We start from the raw sequence: 23,964 nt of genomic DNA, 5'->3' as shown, positions 1-23,964 counted from the left end.
AATTATAGCGTACCTGTGATATGCTGGAGTAAGTAGTATTTATTCTGGGAGAGAATTTTTGCCGCCGCCAGTTCAAAGCGGGTTTGAAGCAGCTGTACATCTGCATCCAGGAGATCTGTCACGAGGGATGCCTGATGAAAATAAGCGCTTTTAATGATACGGGCATTTTCTTCCGCACGGGTTACATTGGTTGTAGCCACATCAATCTGCACCAGGGATTCCCTGTAACGAAGAAATGCTTCTTTCACCTGTTGCCGTACTTTATCTTCTGTATCCTTATGCGTTTCTTCTTCCTTCTCCAGTTCCAGTTTTGCGGCACTCACCTTATGCATATTGTGATACAGGGAAGATATAGGAAAGGATACCTTCACCCCGCCTATGCCCACAGAATACCAGCTGGGATTATACGGATACAGGAATATCTGCGGATTGGCGTACCAGAAATCCCCGTACAGGCCCACTTTGGGGCGTACATTAGCACGTACCTGCTGTAAGTGAATCCGGCTGAGATCTGTTTGCTGCTCCGAGATATGATATATATAGGAATGATGAAGCGCCGCAGCGAGATAGTTTTTGTAAGACTCCGTATCCGCCGCCATCACTGTATAATCCGGGCGAAGCAGCTGGTCATCCGGTTCTCCCAGTATAATATTCAGTTTCTGATTCGCGATGAGAATATCATTCTCCACCTTTACCAGTGTGAGCTTGCGTTTGGAGAGATCCAGCTCTACACGGAGTACATCGCTTTTCAGGACTGTTCCATTACGATGAAATGTTCTGATCTCTGCCAGTTGTTTCTCCTGGTCAGCGATGTCTTTCAGAATCAGTTCCCTGAAGATCTGTGCCTGCTGTAAATCCAGGAACAGCGCTGCTGTCTGATAACGTATCTGGGAAACAGCTTCCTCCTGACGGATACCGGAGAGCTGATGCAGAACTTTATCCTCTTCAATTTTCAGGTTTAACTTATTCCCGTTGTAGATGTTGAGATAAAAATCAGCGCTGGCTTTGTAAAGTGTGTGTATTACTTCATGCTGACTGGTAGGTTTTGAGAAGATACCGTTGCCATAGATGGGAATATTCGTCGCTTTTTCTGCGCTGCCCATTACACCCAGTTCCGGTAGTCTTTCCATCTTCGCATCTTTTACTTCTTCTCCGGCGATGTCCGTAGCTTTCTTTTTGATGGCGATTGTGCGGCTGTAGGCTTCTGCTTTCTGCCAGGCCTCTGGCAATGTAATTTTAAGGGTATCATTTACTGCCGTTGTGTGCTCCTGTGCGTGAACGCTTAATGAATGAATTGCCAGGAATAGCCCTGTGGCAATAATCCGATGTTTGTGATTCATAAAAAACAGATATCTATCATCAATATCCGGTTGCAAAATTATTACAGGATACAATTTGTCATTTCAGATAAATAGTCAATCTTTTCATCATTCCGGCCAATTTAAATATTTACCTTCGCCGCAGGATAAAAATGTTGAGTCATGGGTCTGATCGCTTCATTACCGGAGATTAATAAACAGCGGAATGCCGTATTTGTCATGCATGAGAAGTCGGAGAAGCTGATTCCGTTACATAAACATAATAAAGGACAGCTGAGTTATGTGGAGGGAGGCATCGCTTATATTACGATAAATTACAAGACATATGTAGTACCTGCCAGGTATTTTTTCTGGATACCACAGGGAGTGCCGCATATTTTGCGGATAGGCTATTCCGCGACCGTCCTGCGATCCTTATATTTTTATTCACATGATGATGATTCGGATCCGTTTTACACGCAGCTCGGTATTTACCCGGCCAGTGAGTTGCTGATACAGATGATTAATTACACCGAGCGCTGGGATGGCTATCATGTAACACGTAAGGATTATAATTTTGAGTTTCTGGTTTCATTGAAAAAGCTGCTGCCACAGCTGAATAACAAGGCATTGCCCATCATTCTGCCCACCACCGATGATGAGCAGATGCAGCATATTATTAAATACCTGGAGAAAAATATAGGAGAAAGATTGACCCTGGAGAGTGTTAGCAAACACTTCAATATCAGCCAGCGCACTATGTCACGGCTGTTTCAGTCGGCTTTACAGATTTCCTTTCTGCAGTTTCTGAAAACACTAAGGATGGTAAAGGCGATAGAAATGATATTGAAGACATCGCGCCCGGTGAGTGATATAGCCTATGCCGTAGGATATACCTCTGTCAGCTCTTTCAGCGATACCTTCCAGGAGTTTACACATTCGCGGCCTACGGATTTCAGAAAAAATTAGATCGCCATCGAACAAATGCAGAAAGACCGACAAGGATTAAGAATAAATAGCATATAATTATTTATTATATGTAAAATAATGCGGAAATCATCCTGTTAACCTATTTTTTATTTAAATTCGGTTAGATCATGTTTATTCAAACCCTCAAACAACCAGATAAACATATTATGTAACTATCTTCAAAATGTGATCACTTTCCTTCACCATTCGTTTCAGTCAGCACTATAGTTTAAGTATCGGAACCTATCTTAATGAGAATACCATTTTCTAATAATTAAAACTATCACTATGACAGAACAAAGACAACCCCTTGGTCCTGATGTAATGGCCGGCGACCCTAATTGTCCCATTTCCATCACTCCTCAGAATGCAATCCCCAATTATGCGGGCAATGTATCTACTGCAAATATCGCAGATGCACAAAATGTTGTTAGCCAGCTGACATTTGCTGATATCTGGAGACTGCCTCCGTTCAGGATAAGTTTCGGCACTGTACACCTCGGAGTAATGGGGGTAATTGCTGGTGGCGGCCGTACCTGGCAGATAGATATCAATGACGTGAACGGCTATTCTACCATTGCTGCTACCACTGTGCAGGGCAATCTGGCAACAGCCTCCACATCCGAGAGACAACAATACGTACAACAGATGGTGCGCAGAGCGCTGGAGGAGAGTCTGTCTAACAGAAGGATCGCGGATGTGAATGGCCCCTGCAGATAGCGATTCCCCGGATGAACCACTGCTTTGCTCAAAAATTGAAGCGGTTGCCTCTAATGACTTTTTGAGGCAACCGCTTATTCAACGGAACTTTAGCAGGCGCTTATTTTGTCATATACATACCTGAAGACGATACAATGTCAACATCCGCAAATCGCCATGCTTCATCAAATGCCGACTTCACTTTCTCTGCCTCCTCGTTTTTTTTCTGAGCGGTTAACGAATGATATAGGCCCATCAATGCCCATCCGTTCTTTTTCCATGTTTGTAAATCCTTACGGTAAACGTTTTCCGCTTCACTGTATTTCCCTGCATCCAGGAGTGTTGCTCCCAGGTAATGCCTGACAGAAAAAAACCAGTCGGGTGGTTCGTTATAATTCAGATTGTCTTCTATAGCCACCGCTTCTTTAAGTAAAGAAATGGAGCTATCCGGATGTTGTTGTTTTCCTGCTATTCCGGCAGATAATACCTTTACGGCTATTTGCACAAGATCCGCCGTGGTATTTATATCCCAGATAGTAAGGTGTTGAAGTGCAGAGTCGGCAGCCAATGTCCGCAGGCGGCCCAGCTCCTTTTGTGCATCGGATACCCTGTTCTTTCCCAAAAATGCCATACCCTGTGCATAATGCCAGATTGCCTGCGGATACACCAGATCTTCATCCGGCGCAGGAATAGAAAGAATAGTATCCCACATACCAAATTTCACCGCAATGTAATACGGTATAGTATAGTAATGCTGCAAGGTACCCCATCGGGGCAAACGCATAATATCGGCTGCTGTATGTCCCTGCAGTTTTTGTGCGGCCTTCCATGCCAGTGCTGAATTACCTTCCAGCGTAGCCAGCGCCGCCAGGAAATGGTAATTATGCGGATAGTACCCAAGCGGATACGCCCCCTGCGCATGGCAGGCTACCGTGTAAACACTGTCAACTTCCACAGCATGTATATTAGAAAGAGTACCGGCATGATAGTCGCCGGTATTGATATAAATATGAGAAGGCATATGTACCAGATGTCCTGATCCGGGTACCAGTGTATCCAGCAATCGGGCGCTTGCCAGTGCTTTTTCAGGAGTGGCAGATGCCTCCAGCGCATGAATATAGAAATGATGCGCCCCCGGATGTCCGGGATTAATTTTGATCAGGTGCTCCAGCACCGCAAGCAGCTCCGGCGTCCAGGCACGGGGCTTCTTCGTTTTCTTTTCATACAAATCCCATGGATGGATATCCATCATTGCCTCAGCATACAATGCTCCAATATCCGGATCGGTCGGAAATTGAGCATATACTTTCTTCATGGCTGCTGCATAAGTTATGTCCAGGGGCTTTCGATCTGATGGAGCCGGCATTTCATAACGCGAAGCCAATGCATGGATAAGTGCCTTTTCCTTTTGAGTACATTGTGCAGAGAGCGACTTCGCTTTAACAGCTGCCTCATAGGCACGCTGAAAATTATCTTCTTCCATGCCGGCATTGTAATTAGGCCCCAGTACATAAGCATATCCCCAATACGCCATGGCACAGCCGGAATCCAACCGGGTGGCCTCGAAAAAAGACCGCGCCGCTTCTGCATGATTAAAGCCATAAAGCAACATCATTCCCTGGTTAAAATACTCCTGCACTTCCTTGTTGTGTGTTGAAATCCTGAAATTGATACCTTCCAGTCCTTCCAGCTTAGGCGCCTTTTTACCCGATGTATACCAGGCTTTGTCTGTTATCCTGGAGACATAGCAGCCAATATCCGGCGCTTTTTTACCGGTTGCCTGCCTTCCCCTTGTCTTAGTACTGTTATTGCACGCAACAAGGAGGAAAATGGAGATGAGTGTTAGATAGTTTGGTTTCATTAGAAGCTTATTTTGGTTGATTTATTATTGCATAAGCTCCGCATTACTTTGAACGTACTACTACAGAATAGGTATAACGTGTTTTTTAGCCCACCCTAATTTACAAAATTGATTGTAAAAATGAAATATTAACAGATGAGGTGAAAATTAAAGAACCCCGTCTGAGAACAGACAGGGTCTTACCATTTATCGAATGTAATTTGCTATGCAATAAAGTGTTTCTATCGTAGGAATAACTTGCGCACTGCGGCGTTATTGATATCAAGTACATAGATGCTGCCATCTTTACCCATAGCCAAACCGCCAATGCCTGCAGAGAATTTTGCCTGATCAAAGCTACCGTCCTGGTAACCACTTGTGGCTTTCATCATCGTAGTTACCTCTCCATTGCCGAGGGTGTATTTACGGATACTATAGTTCCATTTATCCCAAATCAACAAATTTCCTTCCAGGTCAAGCAGGGTACCTGACAGGCCGGAACCCAATAGGGCAGACGAACGCGGACCATCCTGGTAACCGTCGGATGACTGACCAATATACTGCATGATAGCAGCTCCTGCAGGGGGAACCAATGATAAATACGGGTTATAGTCATCGTTGAGAAAATAGATGTTACCTGCCCAGTCAATGGTAGGGCGGCAAACATCTGAAGCGGTGGCGCCAAATATTTTTTCTGTGGCACCATTTGCATGCACTTTCAGGATACCGTAATACATCTGTGTAATGTATACTTCACCAGCCTTATTCAGGAATACCTGTCCTGAATAGCTCAGGCCTGCTTTCCAGGTAGAAACAATACCCGCTGGCGTAATCTTCCTGATATTATTACTGGAACCGCTTTCAGATACATACATGTTATCATTTGCATCGATCACAATACTGTTGATGCTACCGAAGGTTGCCTCTGCCAGCGTGCCGTTTTTGCTACCAAAAACATTAAGCGTACCTGTCCAGATAGCATCCTGACCATCAGGCGTGATTTTACGAATCGTGGCGTCAGAACGACTGGCCACATATACATTCCCTTTGGAATCTACCGCAATACTGGTGGATGTATAGCTGATAAAGCTACCCGTTCCCGGGCCACCAAACAATGTTTGTACTCCCGCTCGGAAAAACTCATTGGGTGCCTGTGCTTCCAATGTGCCGCGTTTTACGACCAACTGACCGGAAGTAAGACTGGCTGGAGTGGTGACTATCAGGGATGTTTCAGTGGCGCTTTCCACGGTAGCCTGAACGCCGTTGAAGGTCACAATATTTTCAGCTGCTACGGTACTGAAACCGGCACCGGTGATGGTTACTTTCGTACCTGCAAGACCGGTAGCAGGGTTTACCACCGTGATACCCAGATTCTGATCTCTAAACTGCGGACCCTCTACTTTCTGGTCATTCACAGCTATATTCACTTTACCATCGCCGGTTCCACCAGGAAGTATCAGCGTAAGTTTGTTAGCAGTAGCCGTTTTCACCGGAACGGTGGTACCATTGATCGTTACTATGTTTTCATCAGGAAAAGTACTGAAGTTAGTACCATTGATCGTCATATCAAGACCTTTAGGACCGCTCAACGGCGTCACAGACGCAATAGTAGGCGGCGGTACTAATGTAAACGCCGGACCTATTGTTTTCTGATTGTTAACGGTAACCGCTACCGGTCCGCTTGCTACGCCTGCAGGCGCTTCCACCACAAGTTTAGTAGCTGAAGCTTCCAGTACTTTCGCCGCTTTACCGTTGAAATCAACAATGTTGCCGGCTATTGCGCCATCAAAACCTTCGCCGGATATGGTCACTTTAGTACCGACGCCACCAGTGAGTGGTTTGATCGCCGTAACCGACTGAAAACGAAAGTTTGCACCGGAAGATGTCTTTCCATTCACCACTACCTTTACAGGGCCACTACCAGCCTTCTCCGGCACTTCTGCCACAATCAGCGTATCACTAACACTCACAACATTCGCGCTGATACCATTGATGGTCACTTCAGCAGGGGAATTTGTATTGCCAAACCCTTCTCCACTGATCCTTATCTGCATACCCGAAGAGCCGTTCATTGGGAAGAAGCCGTGAACACTCAGGCTCTGGTATGTATAGTTGCCGATCTCAATGGTTTTATCAGCAGTAACAAAAGTCAGTTTGCCTGTCTGCCCGTTTTCCGGTGCGCGTACCACCAGGGAAGTGTCGTTGAAGTTCAGCATTTCAGCTGCCTTATCTCCAAACATAACCTTCCCTTTTGCCGACAGGCCGGTACCCAGAATGGTTACCAGCGTGCCTGCGTTGCCACTGTTCGGGTAGTAGCTGCTGACAGCAAGGGGTATTGCTATTGGCTGGTCGTTCTTCTTACAGGCTTCCATCAAACCAATAGATACCATCAGCACGAGACTGAATAAATATGTGATGATCTTTTTCATCTGTCAGGATGTTATAGATTTTTTATTAAAAAGTATAGCGTGCACCCAGCTGCATCTGATAACGTGAACCGAAGTAATCGATAGAATATGTTTTACCCGGATCAGCGAAATTGTAAACAGGATACCCCTCTTTGCCTTGCGCCGGCGGATACAGCGTAGGTGTCAGCCCTACAGAAGCAGTACTGTTGAACGTGTTGGGAGAGAAATATTGACGTCCCCAGTTTCTATTCAGCATGTTGGTGAAATTGATGATATCGGCAGTGATAGTGATGTAATGCGTTTTCAGGGCAGGAATATGAAACTCCTGTGCAATGTGCAGGTCTGCCTGGATATTCCATGGTGTACGCCCCATATTTCTTTCTGTAAACAATCCCCTCCTGGTACGCAGGTAGTCGTTACCTTCTACGTAGGCATTAAATGCTGCCGCCTGTTGTTCAGCCGTTTGACCATTCGCATCGCGGAAGAATTTAACCGCCTCCTCTGCTGTGGGTATGTAGGCCAGGCTCACCTGTTGCGGCAGCCCCTGCACACTGTTGTTTACAATACCATAGGTAAACGGACTGCCGGATTGCGCGGTACCAAACAGCCCCAGATTAGTCACCAGCACTTTATTCCATTGTTTTCTGTAGTTAACGTTGAGGACTACACGATGTCTGATATCGAAGTTGGAATACGCCAGCGCTGCATTATTAGGGCTCAGCGCCTGATTCAGCTGCCAGTTGGATTCCATAGAGTTACGGATACCATTGAACATGTCTTTACTTTTTCCGAAAGTATAACTACCAGATACATACAGTCCGGACTGGAATGTTTTGGTAATGGTACCAGTTATATTATAACGGAAACCTTTGGTGGTATTGCTCAACAGATAAGCATTGGAAAACGCCGGGTTGATGGTACCTGAATAAACAGGCTGCTCATGGTTTTTATCGTAACCATAATATTTTGGATTATCGCTGATATTTACCTGTTGAAAGAATACATCTTTCAGCACTTTCGTCACAATACCTTCTACAGAGAATTTCCATTGATTGCGGGTAGTGTAATCCACAGCCAGGCTGGTACGCAGCACCTGTGGCATGGAGAAATTATTATCTACCAGGTCCACCTGCGTTTTTCCTGCGTTGGGGTTATTGATGATAGTCCCATTGTCTTTGATGAAGCCGGCGATACCGTCAGGCCCCGGTTTGATGGCGTCTGAACCGGGAGCGAAAGGCTTCTGGTCTGCACGCTGATCAAACGAACCATATCCGATACCGTTATTGTAATAAGCATAGGCAATCCATGCGAAAGGTATACGGCCAGTGAATAAACCAGCGCCACCACGCAGGATCAGACTTTGATCGCCCATCCAGTCGTAACGGAAGCCCAGTCGTGGTGAAATCTTAACCTTATCAAAAAACTTATTACCGATACGGCTCAGCGGTGTATAGGTATAGGTAGAACCGAAGTAAGGATCAGCAGGTGAGTCAGTTACTTTCTCACTCAACGCAGGCTTTTCCGGCAACCAGGTATAATCTGCACGTAAACCCGGCATCAGTTTCAGTTTATCATTTACCTGGATTTCATCCTGCACATACACGCTATGCAGGCTGATATTAAACCTTGCACCCGGATTTGCGCGGATGTAATCGCGATTATTGTTTACATAGTTATAGCTGCCGCGAACACGGTAAGGATTGTTGTGGAGATAGTCCTCAATGCTGAGGTAGTCTACCCTCCCATTCCAGCTGTTCACAAAACCATAGTCGATATGATACAGCTCATTGTGCGTACCGAACAGGAAAGTATGTTTCCCTTTTGTGAGTGTTACGTTATCGCTGATTTCAATGGTGCGTTGTTTCATATTGAAGATAGACGCTTCACGATCAGTACCGAGATAGATAGTAGTACCGGGAGTACGGCCCATGATCTGTACCTGTGGCAGCGAAGGGTCGCTGAGTGGATCGCGGTAATCATGAACGGTGCTGTAACCTGCTACAAAGCTGTTGCTGAAGGCATTGTTGAAACGGCTTTTCAGTTCCAGTACCGTGCTGCTCTGGTTGTTGGTTTGTTTGAATGCCATACTGCTGAAACGGAAATCCTGTTGGTCGCGGTCCATATGTACAGCGCTGGAAGTGATGGTATTGTTACGTACCGATAACTGATGGCGGTCGTTGATGTTCCAATCCAGGCGGTTAAAGAATTTGGTTGACCTGGAGTTGGTATTGTAACTGCCTGCTGTTCCCGGATCGAAGATATTACCATAGCGGCTGATCGTTTCGTTGCGGATAGCGTCTGCATCGGCAGCGCTGAGAATGTGGCTGGTTTCATCTTTACCGGCCATCAGCTGTGTAGGTTCGGTACGGCGTGTAATTTCTTCGTTGGTAAAAAAGAATAATTTGTTTTTGATGATCGGGAAACCGAGGCGGATACCTGCCTGATAATCTTCAAAGTCGCTGTTCATTTTACCAAGTGTTCCCACTTTATCTTTTCCGGTGATGGCTGCGTTGCGGCCATAGGCATATACGGAACCGGTGAGAGTGTTGGTACCGCTACGGGTTACGGCATTTACGCTGCCTCCGGTGAAGTTACCGATCTTCACGTCGTAAGGTGCGAGGTATACCTGCATATCTTCGATAGCATCCAGGGAAACGGGGTTGGTACGGGTGCTGCTACCGGGCTGCCCACTGGTACCGCTCTGTCCACCACTGGAAGGGCTGAAGCCGATCGCATCGTTATTGATGGCCCCATCAATCGTTACGTTGTTATACCTGAAGTTGGTACCTCCAAAACTGTTATCTTTCGAACCCTGTGGCACCATACGGGTAATATCCTGTATGCTGCGGTTCACGGTGGGCATGTTGTTCAGCTGTTGCCTGCTGATATTCTGACCCGCGCCAAAGTTATTGGCACGCGGCCCCGCTTTTGTTCCTTTCACCACTACCTCACCCAGTTTGGTGCTTTGATCTGCCAGCGTGATGTTCAGCAGTTGCGGTTCTCCGAGCTTCACGGTAATATTTTCAATAGCCTGAGGCTCCATACCCATCATGGTAGCGGTTACCTTATAAGGGCCGCCGATACGCATTCCGTTGATACGGTAGCGCCCAGCGTTATCTGTGATGATCGGGTACTTTGTTCCTGACGGGCCATGGACGGCAATAATCGTCACGCCTGGCAAGGCCTCTCCTTTTGCGTTTTGTACTTTACCGGTAAGGCCACCGCCTGTTTCCTGCGCCAGTACCGCAAAAGGCAGCATCAGCAGCAGTAAGAAGAAGTGTATATGTTTAAATGTAAAAACTTGCATGTCTGAGATCTTAAATATCTATGATGATTATTGCGTGATGCGTAAGGTGTTGTCAACAATATGCAACACACCGTTACCTGCAATCACATCCTGTTTGAGCAGATTTACATCCGTATTGTTGCCGGGGCCTCTCAGCCTGATGCCAGTGAAGGCGCCTGGCTTCTGCAAATCCGGAATCAGCTTTACAGCAACGGAGTTATTATCCAGCATCCCCTGTGTAGCAGTAGTTTTACCGGCAGCTGTTGTCAGGATGTAGTCATTCACAAAGCGGCGATCTGCTACAATGTGATATTTTGCGAAAGCGGCAATCTCTGCTACAGGCACGGCGTTGATCGCTTCCACGGTGGTGTATCCCTTGCTTATCATGGCGGTATTACTGGGGGCGTACACGGTAACAGGCGTCTTCCCGTTCAGCAGTTCCACCAGGCCGGCACGTTGAATGGCCTGCCAGAAAAGGGTCAGGGAGGATTCCGCCGCAATGGCATCTCCTATAGTCCCGTACAAATAAGGCTGCAGCATGCGGTCAATTACCTGGACCTGTCCGTTGGAAGCTTTGATGGAGGAGGCCAGCAGCCGACTGCCATTGATCGTCAGCACGGTATCTTTACCTTTAACCCACTTGGTCACAAAGAGCTTTCCACCGCGGGAAGTGATTTCCTGATTAAACAGGAAAGGCATTTTATTCAGGTCGTAGTTACCTTCTACAGTATGATAGGCGGCAATGGAGCCAATCAACGTCACCGGTGCACTTAACACCGATACTGGGGTACCATAGCCGGATTTCGCAAATGCTTCATCAGAAGGTGCAAATACGGTGAAAGGACCAGCCTCATTCAGCTCACTGCGAAGATTAGAACGACCTACTACGGTGCTCATGATAGAGAGGTTGAAGTTATCCGCCAGCACCTGTACAACCCTGTTGCTGTCTTTTGCCGGTTGTACATCCTTATCCTTAGAGCAGCTGGCAGCAGTCAGCAACAGGATACCACAGGCCGCCAGGGCTTTTATATTGATATTAAACTTTCTCATTAGAACTTAACTTTATCGCTAAGAATCAGGTTATCTACCGCATGAAATGGTCCCTGCAGCGTTGGTATATCTGCTTCCACTATATTTGCTGCAGCATGGCTGCTGCCTTTTACCTTCACCGTAATTTGTTCTCCATTGGTACCAAAATCCAGTGTCATAAAGTAAATGGGCACTGCATTACTACCACTGGTAACCAAGGCAAAAGTGCTGAGCATAGCGTTATTCAGGTCGTTGGACCAGAACATGGCTGGTACTCCGGAACCTCCACCATTAGAGCTCCTGGGCGAGTACATCCGGCCCCACCGGGAATATGCCAGCAAAGAATCAGTGACAAACAACCCGTTGCGCATCTCCCCCAAGTCTTCATCGAGGTATGGCATGGAACGCTCATTTAAAGTCATCAGGTCTTCTACGGAATTGAAACCAGCCTTTTTAAACGCCTCATTGGTAGGCGCAAAAAAAGCATCGTTTGAAACAATATCACCCCCCTCGATACCCAGGCCCGCATATTGATTTCTTTCAAACCAACCATAACTAACTTCTTCCCATTTACTATCCATAGCCTTTAAAAGACCTGACAATATGGAAAAGCGCGGGTCCGTATTGATAACATCTATGACGGTTTTATTTGGACGTACCAGTGGTTTATTGATCGGATAAATGACCCCATTCCGGGCATACACCGGTGTTATCTTGCCACTTTTTTTACCATTGATCAGCAACGATCCATCCGTTGCCACGCCGAGATACAATTTGTAAGCATATGCCTCCGGAAAAGGCACTTGGGAACCCAGCCGCGTTACTGTCTCTTTAATGGTCCTGTCTCTCAGCAGAGATTTGTGACGCACATTACCTTGCTGTCCAATTAATGTAGCTGAATCAACATATTCAGACATGACGTGAAAAAGCAACAGGGAATCCAGATCAGCCACTTTTGCAGTAGCAATTTTGTCTGCGGTGAAACCAGCAGCCGTCATGGCCGCATCATCCGGCGCCAGGATGGTAAAGCGCACCCCGCTACCCAAACTTTTCAGGAGAGAATCTATATGGCTTCTCTTCCAGGCAGCATAAAACAATTTCTGTGTTGATCTCTCCAGAAGGGTGTTGAAATCGCTGGTAGCAGTCTCTACATACGGTACCTTTTCACCAACCGGTGGCCGTTGAAATTCTGTTTTCCTGCAGGCCATGATCAACCCCACAAAAGCGAGTATAAAAAATATGATACGTCTCATATCAATAGCTTTTTGAACTAATTATTTCTTTAATGCCTCCTTCGGCTTGATCACCAGATCAGGCAGATAGTGAACAATACCGTTGTTGGTGAGATTGTCATTTTTACGGGAGGTGTTACCGTACACGGTTCCCAGACTACCTAATGCCGGATTTTCCGGATTGATGTAAGCAAAAGAATATTCTGTGGGCGCCAGCATGTAGGTATTCTTGGTGGCCGTTAGCCGGTATATGAAATTGTCGTTGGCGATCTTTGCCTGTAATGATGCCGTGCCATAGATAGCATACAATGCCTGAAAATCAGTCAGGAACAAGCTTCTTCCAGGTAGTATATACATACCGAAAAGTCTTGCCGTTACATACTTGTCTGAATTATAGGCAGGCAGCGTTTCCATGGTAATGCCCTGTCTTTCCAACGCCGCATTGTCTGGTGCAAAAACAGTAAACGGACCTGCTCCTGACAGCTGCTCCCATAATCCACTTTGTTTAAGGGCAACCACATACACACTGTATTCCGGCTGCGCCGCCAGAAATTGCTGCACCGTACCAGGTATATATTTCATCACCTTATCCATCACGTACAGGATGCCGTTTGCCAGCACCACATTTTTCTTGACAGCAAAAGAACCGTTTACAAACAAATTGTTCGGCGAAGTAGCAAAGGTCAGATACACCTCTTTCCCGGCGAGATTAAGATATCTTACATCCACCCCATTAGAAGGAATCTCGTTTACAGGCAGCCTGCGATTGAGAATATGATACTGCATGGCCTGTTTCAGACTATCCTTATTAAGACGTTGAAAATCTGACGCACGGGTAATACCCAGCTCATTGAAAGCGGCGTTGTTTGGCGCCAGCAATGTAAAAGGCCCTTCTCCGTTCATGTCTGCTGCCAGACCAGTGTACTCCAGGGCAGCATTGAACAGTTGCAGGTCGTAATTATTTTTAACAAAATCTCCTGCGTGCCGGTAAGATTCCCCGGTATCAGGCACCGTCAGTTCATCATGCTTACAGCCGGTAAACATTACAGGCAGTAAAGCTATCAGCAGGCAGGATTTAATATATTTAAGCATTATGTTACTTTTTATATTGAAAGAGGACGGTGATCAATAAACCGGTTTGGGATACCTGCGCTGAATCGTAGTCAGGTAGGCAGTTCCATTCACCACTTCGATGGTATTCACGGTAGCGAATGAACGCGGATTATAAGTGCCGGAATGAATGTTAACAATCATACTGGGCAGAAACAGACCACCACGCTCAAAATTTTGCCGGGTACCATTTCCATATAGCGCCAACAAACCATATTGCCCATCAGGATCATAATCCCTGTCGCCGTAAGGATTTTTTTCCGGATCAAGCCCCGGTACCAGCAAGGTGAAACGCTGCCAGATATCAGTGGTAATGCGGTTGGAAGCTGTATCTGCAAACAGCGGAAAACTGTAGTAAGGAGCTACACCGTTACCTATGCTTCTTTTCATCTGCCCCAGGTAAGCATACCTGTAACCGGGAAGCGTAGTCCATCCGCCTGGCTTACAAAGCGACATCCAGATATTTACATCATCCCGGATACCGTAGCGCATTACCCCATCTTCGAAATTATCGGACTTCTCACTTCTATTAGCATTCCAGAAACCGTCAGCGCTATAGTTGTAAAAGTTCACATACACCATAGAATCAGACAGCGGAAGAAGATGGAAATTTTCTTTACGAACGATGATACCCCTGGATTTTGTTTTGAAATCTGTTTGCATTACATGCATCGTATAAATCTCTTCTACCCCCAGTTCCAGCGTAGTATCCACTACTACATTCTTACGAATAGCCGGTTCCAGCTCAAAGAACGGAATCTCGTTCATGGGTCTGTAATAGAAGATGATGCGGTGTTTACCGGAAGGGATCTGCGCCCAGCTGGACAGATCGAAACCATTCAGCACGGGGCCTGCAGGCACATTCTCCTTACCCGGATACTCCGGATTTCTTTTGCTGGTACTGCTTCCGATATGTGAAGGATACGGAGGGGCATAACGATCCCGCTTGTCCAGGAAGTCGCCTTTAATGGCGGCACCAACAGGCACACCATTCTCATCAAATTTCGGGTCGATCAGCATACACATAAAAGGCTTCTGCTCATCTTTATTTTCTACCCCGATTTTTGTATTAAAATCATTGAATACACGCAGATAGGCAGGCTTATCGACCTTCGTATATTCCACCTTGCTGCAGGAGCCCAAACTCCATACCAGCGCAGCCACGGCCAGGAAGTGTTTTATCTTCGTCATAACAATTACTTCGTGTGTTTAATAATGATCATTTTGGCACTTTTCCCTTGCGGCTGACTACCATTGAGACGCCCCACCAATGCTACGGTGTATACGCCGGGTTCATGTATAGGCTTCACATGGGTATATCTGTCCGGGCGGGCAACAAACGCGGTACTCTTCAGCACAGGGATCGCCGAAATCCAGCTACCAGGATATACAGAAGGAGAAGATTTATACACCATAAACTGATAAGCTTCTGCATCCTGTCCCTGGCGTGCGTAAGGCTGATCTGTAACCGGTACACCTGGCCGCAGGTTACGGGTAGTAGTGGCAGCTCCTGCCGATTGGCCGTTATCATAGGTAAAGCTGGCATAGGGTAAATCCGGACACAGATTCAGAAAACGATAGTTGAAAGGATACGTATGTGTCATTCTGCTCAGCGATCCATCCTGCCCGGTATTGGTAGTACCGGAAGACAGCGGATCATACCAGCTACCGGTGAGGTTATTAGCCACCATGCTGATGGCTGATTTCCCTTCCGGCGTTTTATATAACCATGCCGTATAATTCTGTCCTGCAAGAAACGGTTGTGTGGCTGTTGCCAACACCGCGCCGGATGCGTTCACTGCTTCTACCGTAGCCTGACCAGCTACATATATACTGTAATCGGTAGCTGTTGTATAATCTGCATCACCAAGCTTTGCACCATTTACACGGAAACTCACCTGCCCTTCATCCGCATTGGCCTGTACCCCTTGCAAACGATAATAATCGGTATTCAGCGGCTCACTAACGTCAGCGAGCACACGAAAAACATTCTGAAAATAAATGGATGTTTCACCTGGAATACCGTATACATTCAGCATCGTTAAACGATCAATGCCCACCACAATAGTGTAAACACCACCTGGCTGATAGGTTTTCAGCGGGGCATAGGTAAGACCAGTACTTACCGCATTCGGAATACCGCCCTGCACCGGCTTCATCAGATTGGAAGTCGCCGGTTCCGACATGAAGGTGTTCTCTAATGTATTACCGCCGGTGCCTCTCACTTCCATACCATCTGGCGTGAGTACCCTGAACTGGTAAGTACCATATGGTAACTCTACATATTGTGACCAGGTTTGTGGATTGATATTGCTGGTAGCAGTACTCACCGGCGTACCATCGGCATAAGCCAGCGTAAGCGGCTTTGCCACATCATGCGCATTCCAGGCGGAATTAAGCTGATCTGCCAGGTTGACAATACGGATTTTGAAATAACCAGCTTTTGCCGGCGCCGTTGCCTCACGGGGCACTTCCCGTACTCTTTCCACTTTTGCAGCCGCATATGGAGCCCCTCTCATGATGAAATAGTCCTTCGGCTTGTTATATTCTTCTGTTACCTTAAACCCTAAAGAATCACGCCCAGCGGAATATGCCATATAATCAGTAGACACCTCCGCGCTTCCAGTCGTGAGAAACTGACGGGGAACCGTAAAGCTGGAGCCCAGTTTACCATTGGTGGGAAACCAATAAGTACCCGGATACAGTGCTTCCTGACCAGCCGGTGGATTGATAATCAGGTAACTGGTAAGACGCTCCCCATTGATCGACAACTGGTTATTTTCCGTGAAATTCACCAGGCGGACAGTAGAATTACCACCAGCGGCTTTATCAGGGCGATTGTCGTAGGAATAATCTACCTTCTCTTTTTTGCACGACAGCATCCCGATGGTTAACAACATCAGACCGGCGGCAAAACGTTTATAATACATATCTTCCTTTTTAATGATTTTTTAGAACAACTTGTAAGTGAATCCCATCATGATCTCAGCACCACGTTTGTAGCTGCGGTTGATATAGCGTTCACCATACCAGAAGCCACCAGTACCAGGATTGGCATACACGGTCTGAATGGCAGGGTTCAGGATGTTCTTAGCATAGCCTTTGAACAACAATCTTTTACCCAGCTGTTGTGAGAAAATGAGGTCGAGCACCGGTGCAGGACGGGTATACAGATCAGGTTCACCAGTGAGGTTAATCTGTACCAAACGCTCTCCTACCATGTTGAAAGCGGCAGTCAGGTCTGTGCCCCACTTCGTGTTCTTATAGTTCAGCCAACCATTAATAGAATAAGGCGCCTGTTCAAACAGTGGGCTGTTCTCCGGCGTATTTCTATCGAGCGACTTGCTCGCCTGATATCTTGCCTCTGTTTTCTTAATGCTGCTTTGTGCGAGTAAGAGGTTGGAACCAATGAAGAAGTTTTTCAACACAGGCGTTAATTTCCCTAAATCCTTTACCAACTCCAGTTCAAGTCCCCATACAGTACCCGTGTTAGGATCATTCTGGAACTGAATAGTAGGATACTCCGGATATTTAGCTGCTAACCCATCGGTTTTCAGGCTGAATACTTTCACCAACTGGTTGTTGATACGTTTACCAAAAGCAGATACAGAGATCACCTCTCCCGGATTAGGGAACCATTCCCAGCGGAAGTCGAGGTTTTCCGTATGCTGATTGATCAGGTGAGGATTACCCACCACCAGGCCCATCTGGAACGCATCGAATTCAAACACATTGGTCAGCTCTCTCAGCTCCGGTCTTGCCAGGGTGGTATTGTAAGCCAAACGGAAGTTCATATCCTCTCTGTAGGTATAGGTCATATTCACTGCATAGTAAGGCTTGTAAGCAGTTTTATATACCGTATTCGGATTAATCATCATCACCGGTACACTGTTCCCTTTATCATCCTGCGTAGTCAAAGATGGATCCAGGAATACATTGGTGGTATCTACCGCAGATTGAATATTGGTTTTCTCGAAACGCACGCCACCGGCTACACGCAGATTATTAGTCAGGTGCAGATCAAGCATACCATAGTAAGCATTGGTTTCGAAGAAGCCGTTGTAGTTGTTAGGAGATTTCTGTGTATTGTACAGGAAACCACCAATCGCATCGGCGCCTTCACCAGTGCTACCGGTACGTTGCTGGATACCAATCACTTTAGGTCCTACCAGCGCATCCAGGTTACCGTTCACATCATACAATGCCTTGTAACGGTTCTGTACAAAATTGGAACCTGGCAGAAACATCATATTCTCACGGAACTTACGATCGCGGTTCAGGTAGTTGAAACCGGTTTTAAATTCCTGTTTCTGTCCGAACAGCGGGAATGGAAACACCAGGTCCGCTTTGTAGTTCCAGTTGGTTTCGTTCAGCTGGCGCCAGCGACGACCGTTAGGCTCTGCCTGAATGATACCATAAGTACCATAGCCATTTACATAACCTGAGTTCAGTGCATACAGATGTTCTGAGTAAGCTTTCTGTCCACCACCATTTGGAATAGTATAGAACCCACCACCACGGGGCATATAATCTGTCAGTGTTACAAAACGGAAGTCCGGATCATTTTGAGCAGAGGTAGAAGAAGCTAAGTTATAACTCAACCTCGGCGCATATTTTCCTTCGAGGAATTTATGTTCGCCCTGCAGGTTAAAGGTATTCAGGTTACGACGGGTTTGTTTCAGTGAGTAGACGGTGCTGTTCACCTCGCCTGGTAAGCCGGTGTACTCGTACTTTCCGTACATGTTAATGGCCTGCGCTTCACTACCCCAGCTGCCCATGTATTGCATGCTGATCTCGTTCCGTTTGTCAAAGCGAAAGGTCAAACCGGTGAGTACACCATAGTTCAGGGTTTCCGTACCTGTATTTTCTTTATAGGTTTGATATTTACCCATGTACAGGTTGTTAGGAGTGATATAGTTAGGGATATTCCGGGGACTATATACATCCTGATTTCCCGTGATCACACCTTGATAGATACTGTATTGTGTAAGATCTCCACCATATACATCGGCAGTGCGGCGATAGTAGTTAGCGCCGGCAACGAGCCCCAATGTTTTATTTTTGAATACTTTAAAGCTGTTACCATAGGTAGCGGAATACAGCTGGTTGAGTGGTGCCGTTTTGTAGCGTGTAGTCAGCACCGGATCAAAGGCATGCATAATTTTATTGATGCGTGCTGCCTCCTGTTGTATAGCAGGACTGCCATTGCTTTCGGAGATTATTTTCTGAATCTGGTTCAGGCTGCCTGGATATTGTTTAGACAAGTCAAGGAAGTCGCTGCTCAGATTTTTATTATTTACTTTATTACCGAAGAAACCGAGATCACTGTTATAGAAACTGTTCATGCGTCCACCAGGTCCGATATTGGAGTTGAAGCCGGTTTGTGCAATGACTTCCAACGTTCTTTTATCCGGTACTGATTTGGTTTTCAATTCCACGATACCAGCCGCCGCATCTGCAGGCTTATCTGGTGTAACGGTTTTATAAATGGTGATGTTATCCAGGAGAGATGCCGGCACAAGGTCCAGAGGAATGGAAGACCTGTCCGGATCAGAAGATGCCAGACGTACACCGTTCAGTTGACCGATAACACTCCTGTCTCCCAAACCACGGATCGCTACATATTTATCATCGGTGATGGTCACGCCGCTTACACGCTGCAAGGCCTGGGTAGTGGTGATAGAAGCAGTTCTTTCGATCTGTTGTGCGGAGATGGCATCCTGCACGATGGCAGCGTTTCTTCTCTCCTGCAGTACAGTGATTTCCGTGTTGGTTTTACGACGTGCCTGTACCTGCACCTCACCCAGCGTACGTGTGCTGACCTCCAGCAATACGATAACAGGTGCCGAACCACCTGCGACTTTCACTTCCTTTGACTCATAACCCATCAGTGAAAACACGAGGACAGCCCCTTCAGCAGGGACTTCCACGGTAAAGTTTCCATTGAGGTCGGAGGCGGCGCCGCCGGAACTATTTTTTATACGGATAGATACACCCGGCAATGGATCTTTTGTTTTGCTTTCCAGTACCCGGCCGGATATTTTCACAGGGATTTTCTGCCTGGCTATCACCACATAACCATTAAGCAGGTGATACTCCAGTGAAGTACCGCTCAACACACCGACGATGGCGTCTTTCACCGTAATATCCTCTTTGTGGAGATTTACCTTTTTGTGAACGGTAGCAAGCAGTGATTCCGGCAGCAGAAAATGTACGCCGGTTTCGTTTTCTATTTTCAGCAAACTTGCTCTAACATCTGCATCTTTCAGATCAAGATTCAGGCGGCGGGAAAGGTCCTGGCTCTTGAGGTTATCAGCGAACAACAGGCTTACAAAGGTAAGCTGAGCTGCCAAAACGATAAATGAGCATTTCATCAGGAAGTAAATTTTGTGTCTGTGCTTACGGGAGGCAGGAGGAGAACCTGCTGCACCATTGGGCTTTAACACAAATTCAAAGCTTTCGGGCACAGGTTCCACGAAAAATCCTAAAGGATCTTTTTTTAATCCTTTTTCCATACTTTTGAATATTGATAGTTAAGCCCGGTTTTATACCGGGAAATCTGTTAATAATTCGGCTGCTGCTGGTCCTGAGAAAACTTTTGGCAGACCGTTCAATTCTTAAAGCGTTCCTGCTGCGGTCCAATGCAAGTAGGGACGTTTTTGTTTTTGATGTGTACTGTTAGTGCATATTGTTTTATTATAGGTTTAGTAAATAGTTACTTCACGGCCTTTCGCTGAATAGTTAAAATTATTTCCCACAGCGAGCGTTTGCAGCGTAGTCATAAGAGCGGAGCCTGCAAACAAAGTGATGGTTACTTTCTCTTTTGCTTTTTGCGGGTGACTGAAATTAATCTTCACATCATACCATCTCTCCAGTGTAGTGGCTACTTCCTGCAATGTCTGGTTGTTAAATACAAGGCGTCCATTTTGCCAGTTAGCTATATCTTCAGCACGAATATTTTCCAGTAAAGCATTCTCATTATTCCAGCTAACCTGTTTCCCGGCAGTGAGGATGGCCAGTTGCCGGATTTGTCCATTGCTACTGTCATCAACGCGTACCTTCCCTGTTGCCACTGATACCACCAGTGGCTGTCCTTCAAATGCGGCGATTTTAAACGAGGTGCCCAGTACAGTAGTAGCAATAGTGCCGGTATGTATAATAAACGGATGTCCGGGATCTGTGGCGATATCAAAAAAGGCCTCCCCTGTCAGCGTGATTTCTCTTGTTGCACCAGTGAACTGTTCAGGATATTGTAACTGACTGGCAGCTCCCAGGTGAATGGTAGAACCGTCACTTAACTGGATAACCTTACGTTCCCCCGCTTTGTTTTGTTGCAGGGCTAATGACGATACTGCGTTTTTTGACCGGCTATTATTAAACAAGGCAAACAATCCTGCAATCAGCAGTACTGATGCAGCAGCAGCCGCTGCTACATAATAACGTTTTCGCAACGGCTTTACCGTATCTTCTCTCCCCATACGGGCACGCATATTTGCAGCCCATTGTTGCTGCATTTTTTCATCCACCGGCGCATCCATACTGTCAGCCATATCTTTCTCCATTCTTTCTTCCAGGAGAAGACTCAGCATAGTATTACTTTCCGGCTGTTGCAGGTATGCTTCCACGATAGCCTTTTCTGCATCGTTGCAGTTGTTATCGAGATATTTTAGTAAAAGTGCTTTTGTAAGATTTGCCATGTTATGCAGGTGAAAAACTGATCACCTACTATATAAAGGCCAAAAAAAATGCGGGAGGGCTAATCGTAGCTAAAATATTTTTTTTTCAGAGAAAGAACAGGAAAATCAAAACACCGGAAATATCAATGTAGTCCTTCAGTTCAGAGCGAAAATAGGTCAGGGATGCTTTGATATGATTTTTAACAGTGAACAAGGAGAGATTCATCTCCTTCGCAATTTCTGCGTGACTCATATTATTATGCCTGCTAAGGCGGAACACCTTTTGCCGTTGCTGACTGAGGGCACTCAACTTCTCATGATACAGTGCGGTCAGTTCAGTTTCGCGCAGGCGGTTGCCAGCATCTTCAGTAGCGGTATCGTCCGCAAAATCAAGTGGTACGGTTTGAGTCTGATGACGGGTCATCACTTTAATAACAGCATGCTTCATAGCCCGGAACAGATAAGGGGCCAGTTGTACATCCGGTGCCAGCTCGTGACGTTTATCCCACAGCCAGAACATCAGGTCCATCATGGCCTCTTCCGCCTTGACTTCGTCACGGATGTACTTCAGCGCATAGTTATACAGTTTTCCGGAATACCTGTCAAACAGTATATCATAGGCCTTGGTATTGTCTTTCCTGCATTCTTCCAGCAACAATACATCCGATTGTTCAGGTAAGGGTAATCGCATAGTTTGCCACTATTTTCACAACAACAAACATAAGCGCAATTTTCTGGTGTGTGTATTAAGGGATTATTAACTTTTGAAACAGGATATAAATGGTTATGTCAACCATAAAAACTCCTTTATAGATTTAATTATAAAGCCAACGCACAAAACCCGCCGTGATGGCGGGCTTCAGAAATTTTCGGGAAATCACCAGAGAAGAGGTGCCTTGTCTCCATTTTTATTTTCTGCGTAGTAGAGTGAAGGGAGAACTTGTGAAAGATAGGTAAACTCACTATAACAATGCTCCATCAACCCGAATCCAATTTCATCAGGCAGCTGACGATCGCTGTCTGCTGTTAACGCCCCAAGGAAAAAATGGCTTCTCAAGGTACAACCCTGTGCCATGTCTCTTACAACATGCACCATGTAACCATCCATAGGATCACCATTTATGTCCGTCGGCGTATTTTCACCAAATCCGATTCTGGCATAAACGACCGTACTGACATCTCCGTTAGCATATGCCTGTTTTAAAATCTCAGGATTAAAAATTTCCGCGGGGTCATGAAATTTAATGGTAGCAGGTACTGGAGGGATATCGCCCAGGGATTCTGTTGCATGAATGGTGGCCCCGATATAATTTTCGTTTTTAATCCATTTACTATCCCAGCCACCGTGCGCTACATGGTCATGTGGATGCCATAACTTTAAATCCGCAGTGGTTTCAAAGTATTTAAACCACCAATCCAACATCTTCCCTTTACAGTTATGCAGAACGTTTCTCATAGCAACGTGGAGCATGCCGTTTTCCAATCTTTTGATACCCGCCTCGAGGTATATTGGTTTAGGAGATAGCAGCGCATCTATATCTTTAAACATTAATTTTTCAATTTCCTTCGTCAGTTTCATCATCAATATATTTATGTTTTTTAAAGTCCTCAGGTGTTTGTCCTGTTTGCTTTTTATAAAATCGGGAAAAATATGCCGGATCCTCAAAGTTTAAGTTGAATGCAATCTCCTTGATGGTAAACTCGCCGGCAATCAGCATTCTGTTTGCTTCCAGAATCACTCTTTCATGTAATAACTGCGTAAGTGTTTTATTCATTTTCTCTTTCAGAATCTGGTTTATCCGCTTTTCACTAATCCCCATTTTTGAGGAATAAAAATCTGCCTTTCGTTCTGTCTTATAATTTTCATCCATCAGCATAATAAACTGGTAGACCCGCTTCTGATTTACATCCTGATTTAAAAAATAATGCTGGTTAATACGGATTAGATTCAACAGAAAAACTTTCAATAGCGCCTTTAAAACCAGATAGGTCCCCATTGAATTATAGTATTCTTTCTCTATCAATACTTTTAAGTATTGGAAGGTTTCTACCACATCGTCATCTATACGCAAACTGGTGTACTGCCCATGCATATTGAAGAGATTAAAAACATCCAACGCATATTCTTTGTCATCTTCTTCCAAATACTCTCTTTTAAAAGCAATCATACATCCATCCTTATCATCCAGACTTAATTTTGTAAGACGATATGGAGGGACCAGGTACATGTAATGCTCTCCTTTTTTGCTGTCTGAACCGTTTCCTTCAGGATGCTTAAACCAAATAATTTCAAAAAAATCAGCCCGTTGAGGATTTTGCAAGTAACTATCAGGGCAACGGTACAGCTCGAAAAAGACAAATTTCAATGGATCAATCTGGTGAATGAATTTCATATGCCGGATAAATTTTCATGCTAG

Annotated in this window: 16 protein-coding genes; 2 read left to right on the top strand and 14 right to left on the bottom strand. The window is 45.7% G+C overall.

What is annotated here, in order from left to right:
• Positions 1-2: 2 nt before the first annotated feature.
• Positions 3-1,340, bottom strand: coding sequence for a TolC family protein (locus tag DF182_RS23315; protein WP_113619699.1), 1,338 nt, complete (start codon positions 1,338-1,340; stop codon positions 3-5).
• 141 nt (positions 1,341-1,481) lie between these two features.
• On the opposite strand from DF182_RS23315, the gene DF182_RS23310 reads away from it, so the two are divergent.
• Both DF182_RS23310 and DF182_RS23305 read left to right on the top strand, forming a co-directional pair.
• A complete protein-coding gene (locus tag DF182_RS23310) occupies positions 1,482-2,267 on the top strand; it encodes an AraC family transcriptional regulator (protein WP_113618192.1) in 786 nt (261 codons plus the stop codon).
• 288 nt (positions 2,268-2,555) lie between these two features.
• Entirely contained in the window at positions 2,556-2,987 is a 432-nt protein-coding gene (locus DF182_RS23305) for a hypothetical protein (RefSeq protein ID WP_113618191.1), read from the top strand.
• A 100-nt stretch (positions 2,988-3,087) separates the two neighbouring features.
• Here DF182_RS23305 and DF182_RS23300 read toward each other — a convergent pair whose 3' ends face one another.
• From DF182_RS23300 to DF182_RS23240, 13 genes are all read right to left on the bottom strand, one after another.
• Positions 3,088-4,827 (bottom strand): tetratricopeptide repeat protein, encoded by a 1,740-nt coding sequence (locus DF182_RS23300; protein WP_113618190.1) that lies wholly within the window; start codon positions 4,825-4,827, stop codon positions 3,088-3,090.
• Between the two features lie 221 nt (positions 4,828-5,048).
• A complete protein-coding gene (locus DF182_RS23295) occupies positions 5,049-7,235 on the bottom strand; it encodes an IPT/TIG domain-containing protein (protein WP_113618189.1) in 2,187 nt (728 codons plus the stop codon).
• Positions 7,236-7,260: 25 nt separating this feature from the next.
• The gene (locus tag DF182_RS23290; RefSeq protein ID WP_113618188.1) at positions 7,261-10,521 is read right to left on the bottom strand and encodes a TonB-dependent receptor; all 3,261 of its coding nucleotides are present in this window, start codon (positions 10,519-10,521) and stop codon (positions 7,261-7,263) included.
• Between the two features lie 27 nt (positions 10,522-10,548).
• Positions 10,549-11,550: a fasciclin domain-containing protein gene (locus DF182_RS23285; protein ID WP_113618187.1), complete on the bottom strand. Its 1,002-nt coding sequence runs from the start codon at positions 11,548-11,550 to the stop codon at positions 10,549-10,551.
• Entirely contained in the window at positions 11,550-12,782 is a 1,233-nt protein-coding gene (locus tag DF182_RS23280; RefSeq protein ID WP_113618186.1) for a fasciclin domain-containing protein, read from the bottom strand. Before DF182_RS23280 ends, DF182_RS23285 begins: the two co-directional genes overlap by 1 nt.
• A 21-nt stretch (positions 12,783-12,803) precedes the next feature.
• Positions 12,804-13,853: a fasciclin domain-containing protein gene (locus DF182_RS23275; protein ID WP_113618185.1), complete on the bottom strand. Its 1,050-nt coding sequence runs from the start codon at positions 13,851-13,853 to the stop codon at positions 12,804-12,806.
• 33 nt (positions 13,854-13,886) lie between these two features.
• Positions 13,887-15,062: a hypothetical protein gene (locus DF182_RS23270; RefSeq protein WP_113618184.1), complete on the bottom strand. Its 1,176-nt coding sequence runs from the start codon at positions 15,060-15,062 to the stop codon at positions 13,887-13,889.
• Between the two features lie 5 nt (positions 15,063-15,067).
• Positions 15,068-16,801, bottom strand: a complete 1,734-nt coding sequence (locus DF182_RS23265) for a DUF4397 domain-containing protein (RefSeq protein WP_113618183.1) — start codon at positions 16,799-16,801, stop codon at positions 15,068-15,070.
• Positions 16,802-16,822: 21 nt separating this feature from the next.
• Positions 16,823-20,386 carry a TonB-dependent receptor gene (locus DF182_RS23260; protein WP_211327191.1) on the bottom strand — a complete coding sequence of 1,188 codons (3,564 nt, stop codon included), beginning with the start codon at positions 20,384-20,386 and terminating at the stop codon, positions 16,823-16,825.
• Between the two features lie 189 nt (positions 20,387-20,575).
• Positions 20,576-21,568 carry a FecR family protein gene (locus tag DF182_RS23255; RefSeq protein WP_113618182.1) on the bottom strand — a complete coding sequence of 331 codons (993 nt, stop codon included), beginning with the start codon at positions 21,566-21,568 and terminating at the stop codon, positions 20,576-20,578.
• 85 nt (positions 21,569-21,653) lie between these two features.
• Positions 21,654-22,238: a sigma-70 family RNA polymerase sigma factor gene (locus DF182_RS23250; protein ID WP_113618181.1), complete on the bottom strand. Its 585-nt coding sequence runs from the start codon at positions 22,236-22,238 to the stop codon at positions 21,654-21,656.
• 186 nt (positions 22,239-22,424) lie between these two features.
• On the bottom strand, positions 22,425-23,129 hold the full coding sequence (locus DF182_RS23245) for a DAPG hydrolase family protein (RefSeq protein WP_211327190.1): 705 nt from the start codon (positions 23,127-23,129) through the stop codon (positions 22,425-22,427).
• Positions 23,104-23,940, bottom strand: a complete 837-nt coding sequence (locus DF182_RS23240) for a helix-turn-helix domain-containing protein (protein WP_113618180.1) — start codon at positions 23,938-23,940, stop codon at positions 23,104-23,106. The genes DF182_RS23245 and DF182_RS23240 overlap by 26 nt, the downstream gene beginning before the upstream one ends.
• Positions 23,941-23,964: the final 24 nt, after the last annotated feature.

This window comes from Chitinophaga flava (genome assembly GCF_003308995.1).
Lineage (GTDB): Bacteria > Bacteroidota > Bacteroidia > Chitinophagales > Chitinophagaceae > Chitinophaga > Chitinophaga flava.
Note: the sequence above shows the minus strand (reverse complement) of the source record. Positions and strands in the feature narration are given on the sequence as shown.

Excerpts from the sequence above, each read along its gene's own strand:
- DF182_RS23315 (WP_113619699.1), bottom strand. The coding sequence starts at position 1,340 with ATGAATCACAAACATCGGATTATTGCCACAGGGCTATTCCTGGCAATT.
- DF182_RS23310 (WP_113618192.1), top strand. The coding sequence starts at position 1,482 with ATGGGTCTGATCGCTTCATTACCGGAGATTAATAAACAGCGGAATGCC.
- DF182_RS23305 (WP_113618191.1), top strand. The coding sequence starts at position 2,556 with ATGACAGAACAAAGACAACCCCTTGGTCCTGATGTAATGGCCGGCGAC.
- DF182_RS23300 (WP_113618190.1), bottom strand. The coding sequence starts at position 4,827 with ATGAAACCAAACTATCTAACACTCATCTCCATTTTCCTCCTTGTTGCG.
- DF182_RS23295 (WP_113618189.1), bottom strand. The coding sequence starts at position 7,235 with ATGAAAAAGATCATCACATATTTATTCAGTCTCGTGCTGATGGTATCT.
- DF182_RS23290 (WP_113618188.1), bottom strand. The coding sequence starts at position 10,521 with ATGCAAGTTTTTACATTTAAACATATACACTTCTTCTTACTGCTGCTG.
- DF182_RS23285 (WP_113618187.1), bottom strand. The coding sequence starts at position 11,550 with ATGAGAAAGTTTAATATCAATATAAAAGCCCTGGCGGCCTGTGGTATC.
- DF182_RS23280 (WP_113618186.1), bottom strand. The coding sequence starts at position 12,782 with ATGAGACGTATCATATTTTTTATACTCGCTTTTGTGGGGTTGATCATG.
- DF182_RS23275 (WP_113618185.1), bottom strand. The coding sequence starts at position 13,853 with ATGCTTAAATATATTAAATCCTGCCTGCTGATAGCTTTACTGCCTGTA.
- DF182_RS23270 (WP_113618184.1), bottom strand. The coding sequence starts at position 15,062 with ATGACGAAGATAAAACACTTCCTGGCCGTGGCTGCGCTGGTATGGAGT.
- DF182_RS23265 (WP_113618183.1), bottom strand. The coding sequence starts at position 16,801 with ATGTATTATAAACGTTTTGCCGCCGGTCTGATGTTGTTAACCATCGGG.
- DF182_RS23260 (WP_211327191.1), bottom strand. The coding sequence starts at position 20,386 with ATGGAAAAAGGATTAAAAAAAGATCCTTTAGGATTTTTCGTGGAACCT.
- DF182_RS23255 (WP_113618182.1), bottom strand. The coding sequence starts at position 21,568 with ATGGCAAATCTTACAAAAGCACTTTTACTAAAATATCTCGATAACAAC.
- DF182_RS23250 (WP_113618181.1), bottom strand. The coding sequence starts at position 22,238 with ATGCGATTACCCTTACCTGAACAATCGGATGTATTGTTGCTGGAAGAA.
- DF182_RS23245 (WP_211327190.1), bottom strand. The coding sequence starts at position 23,129 with ATGATGAAACTGACGAAGGAAATTGAAAAATTAATGTTTAAAGATATA.
- DF182_RS23240 (WP_113618180.1), bottom strand. The coding sequence starts at position 23,940 with ATGAAATTCATTCACCAGATTGATCCATTGAAATTTGTCTTTTTCGAG.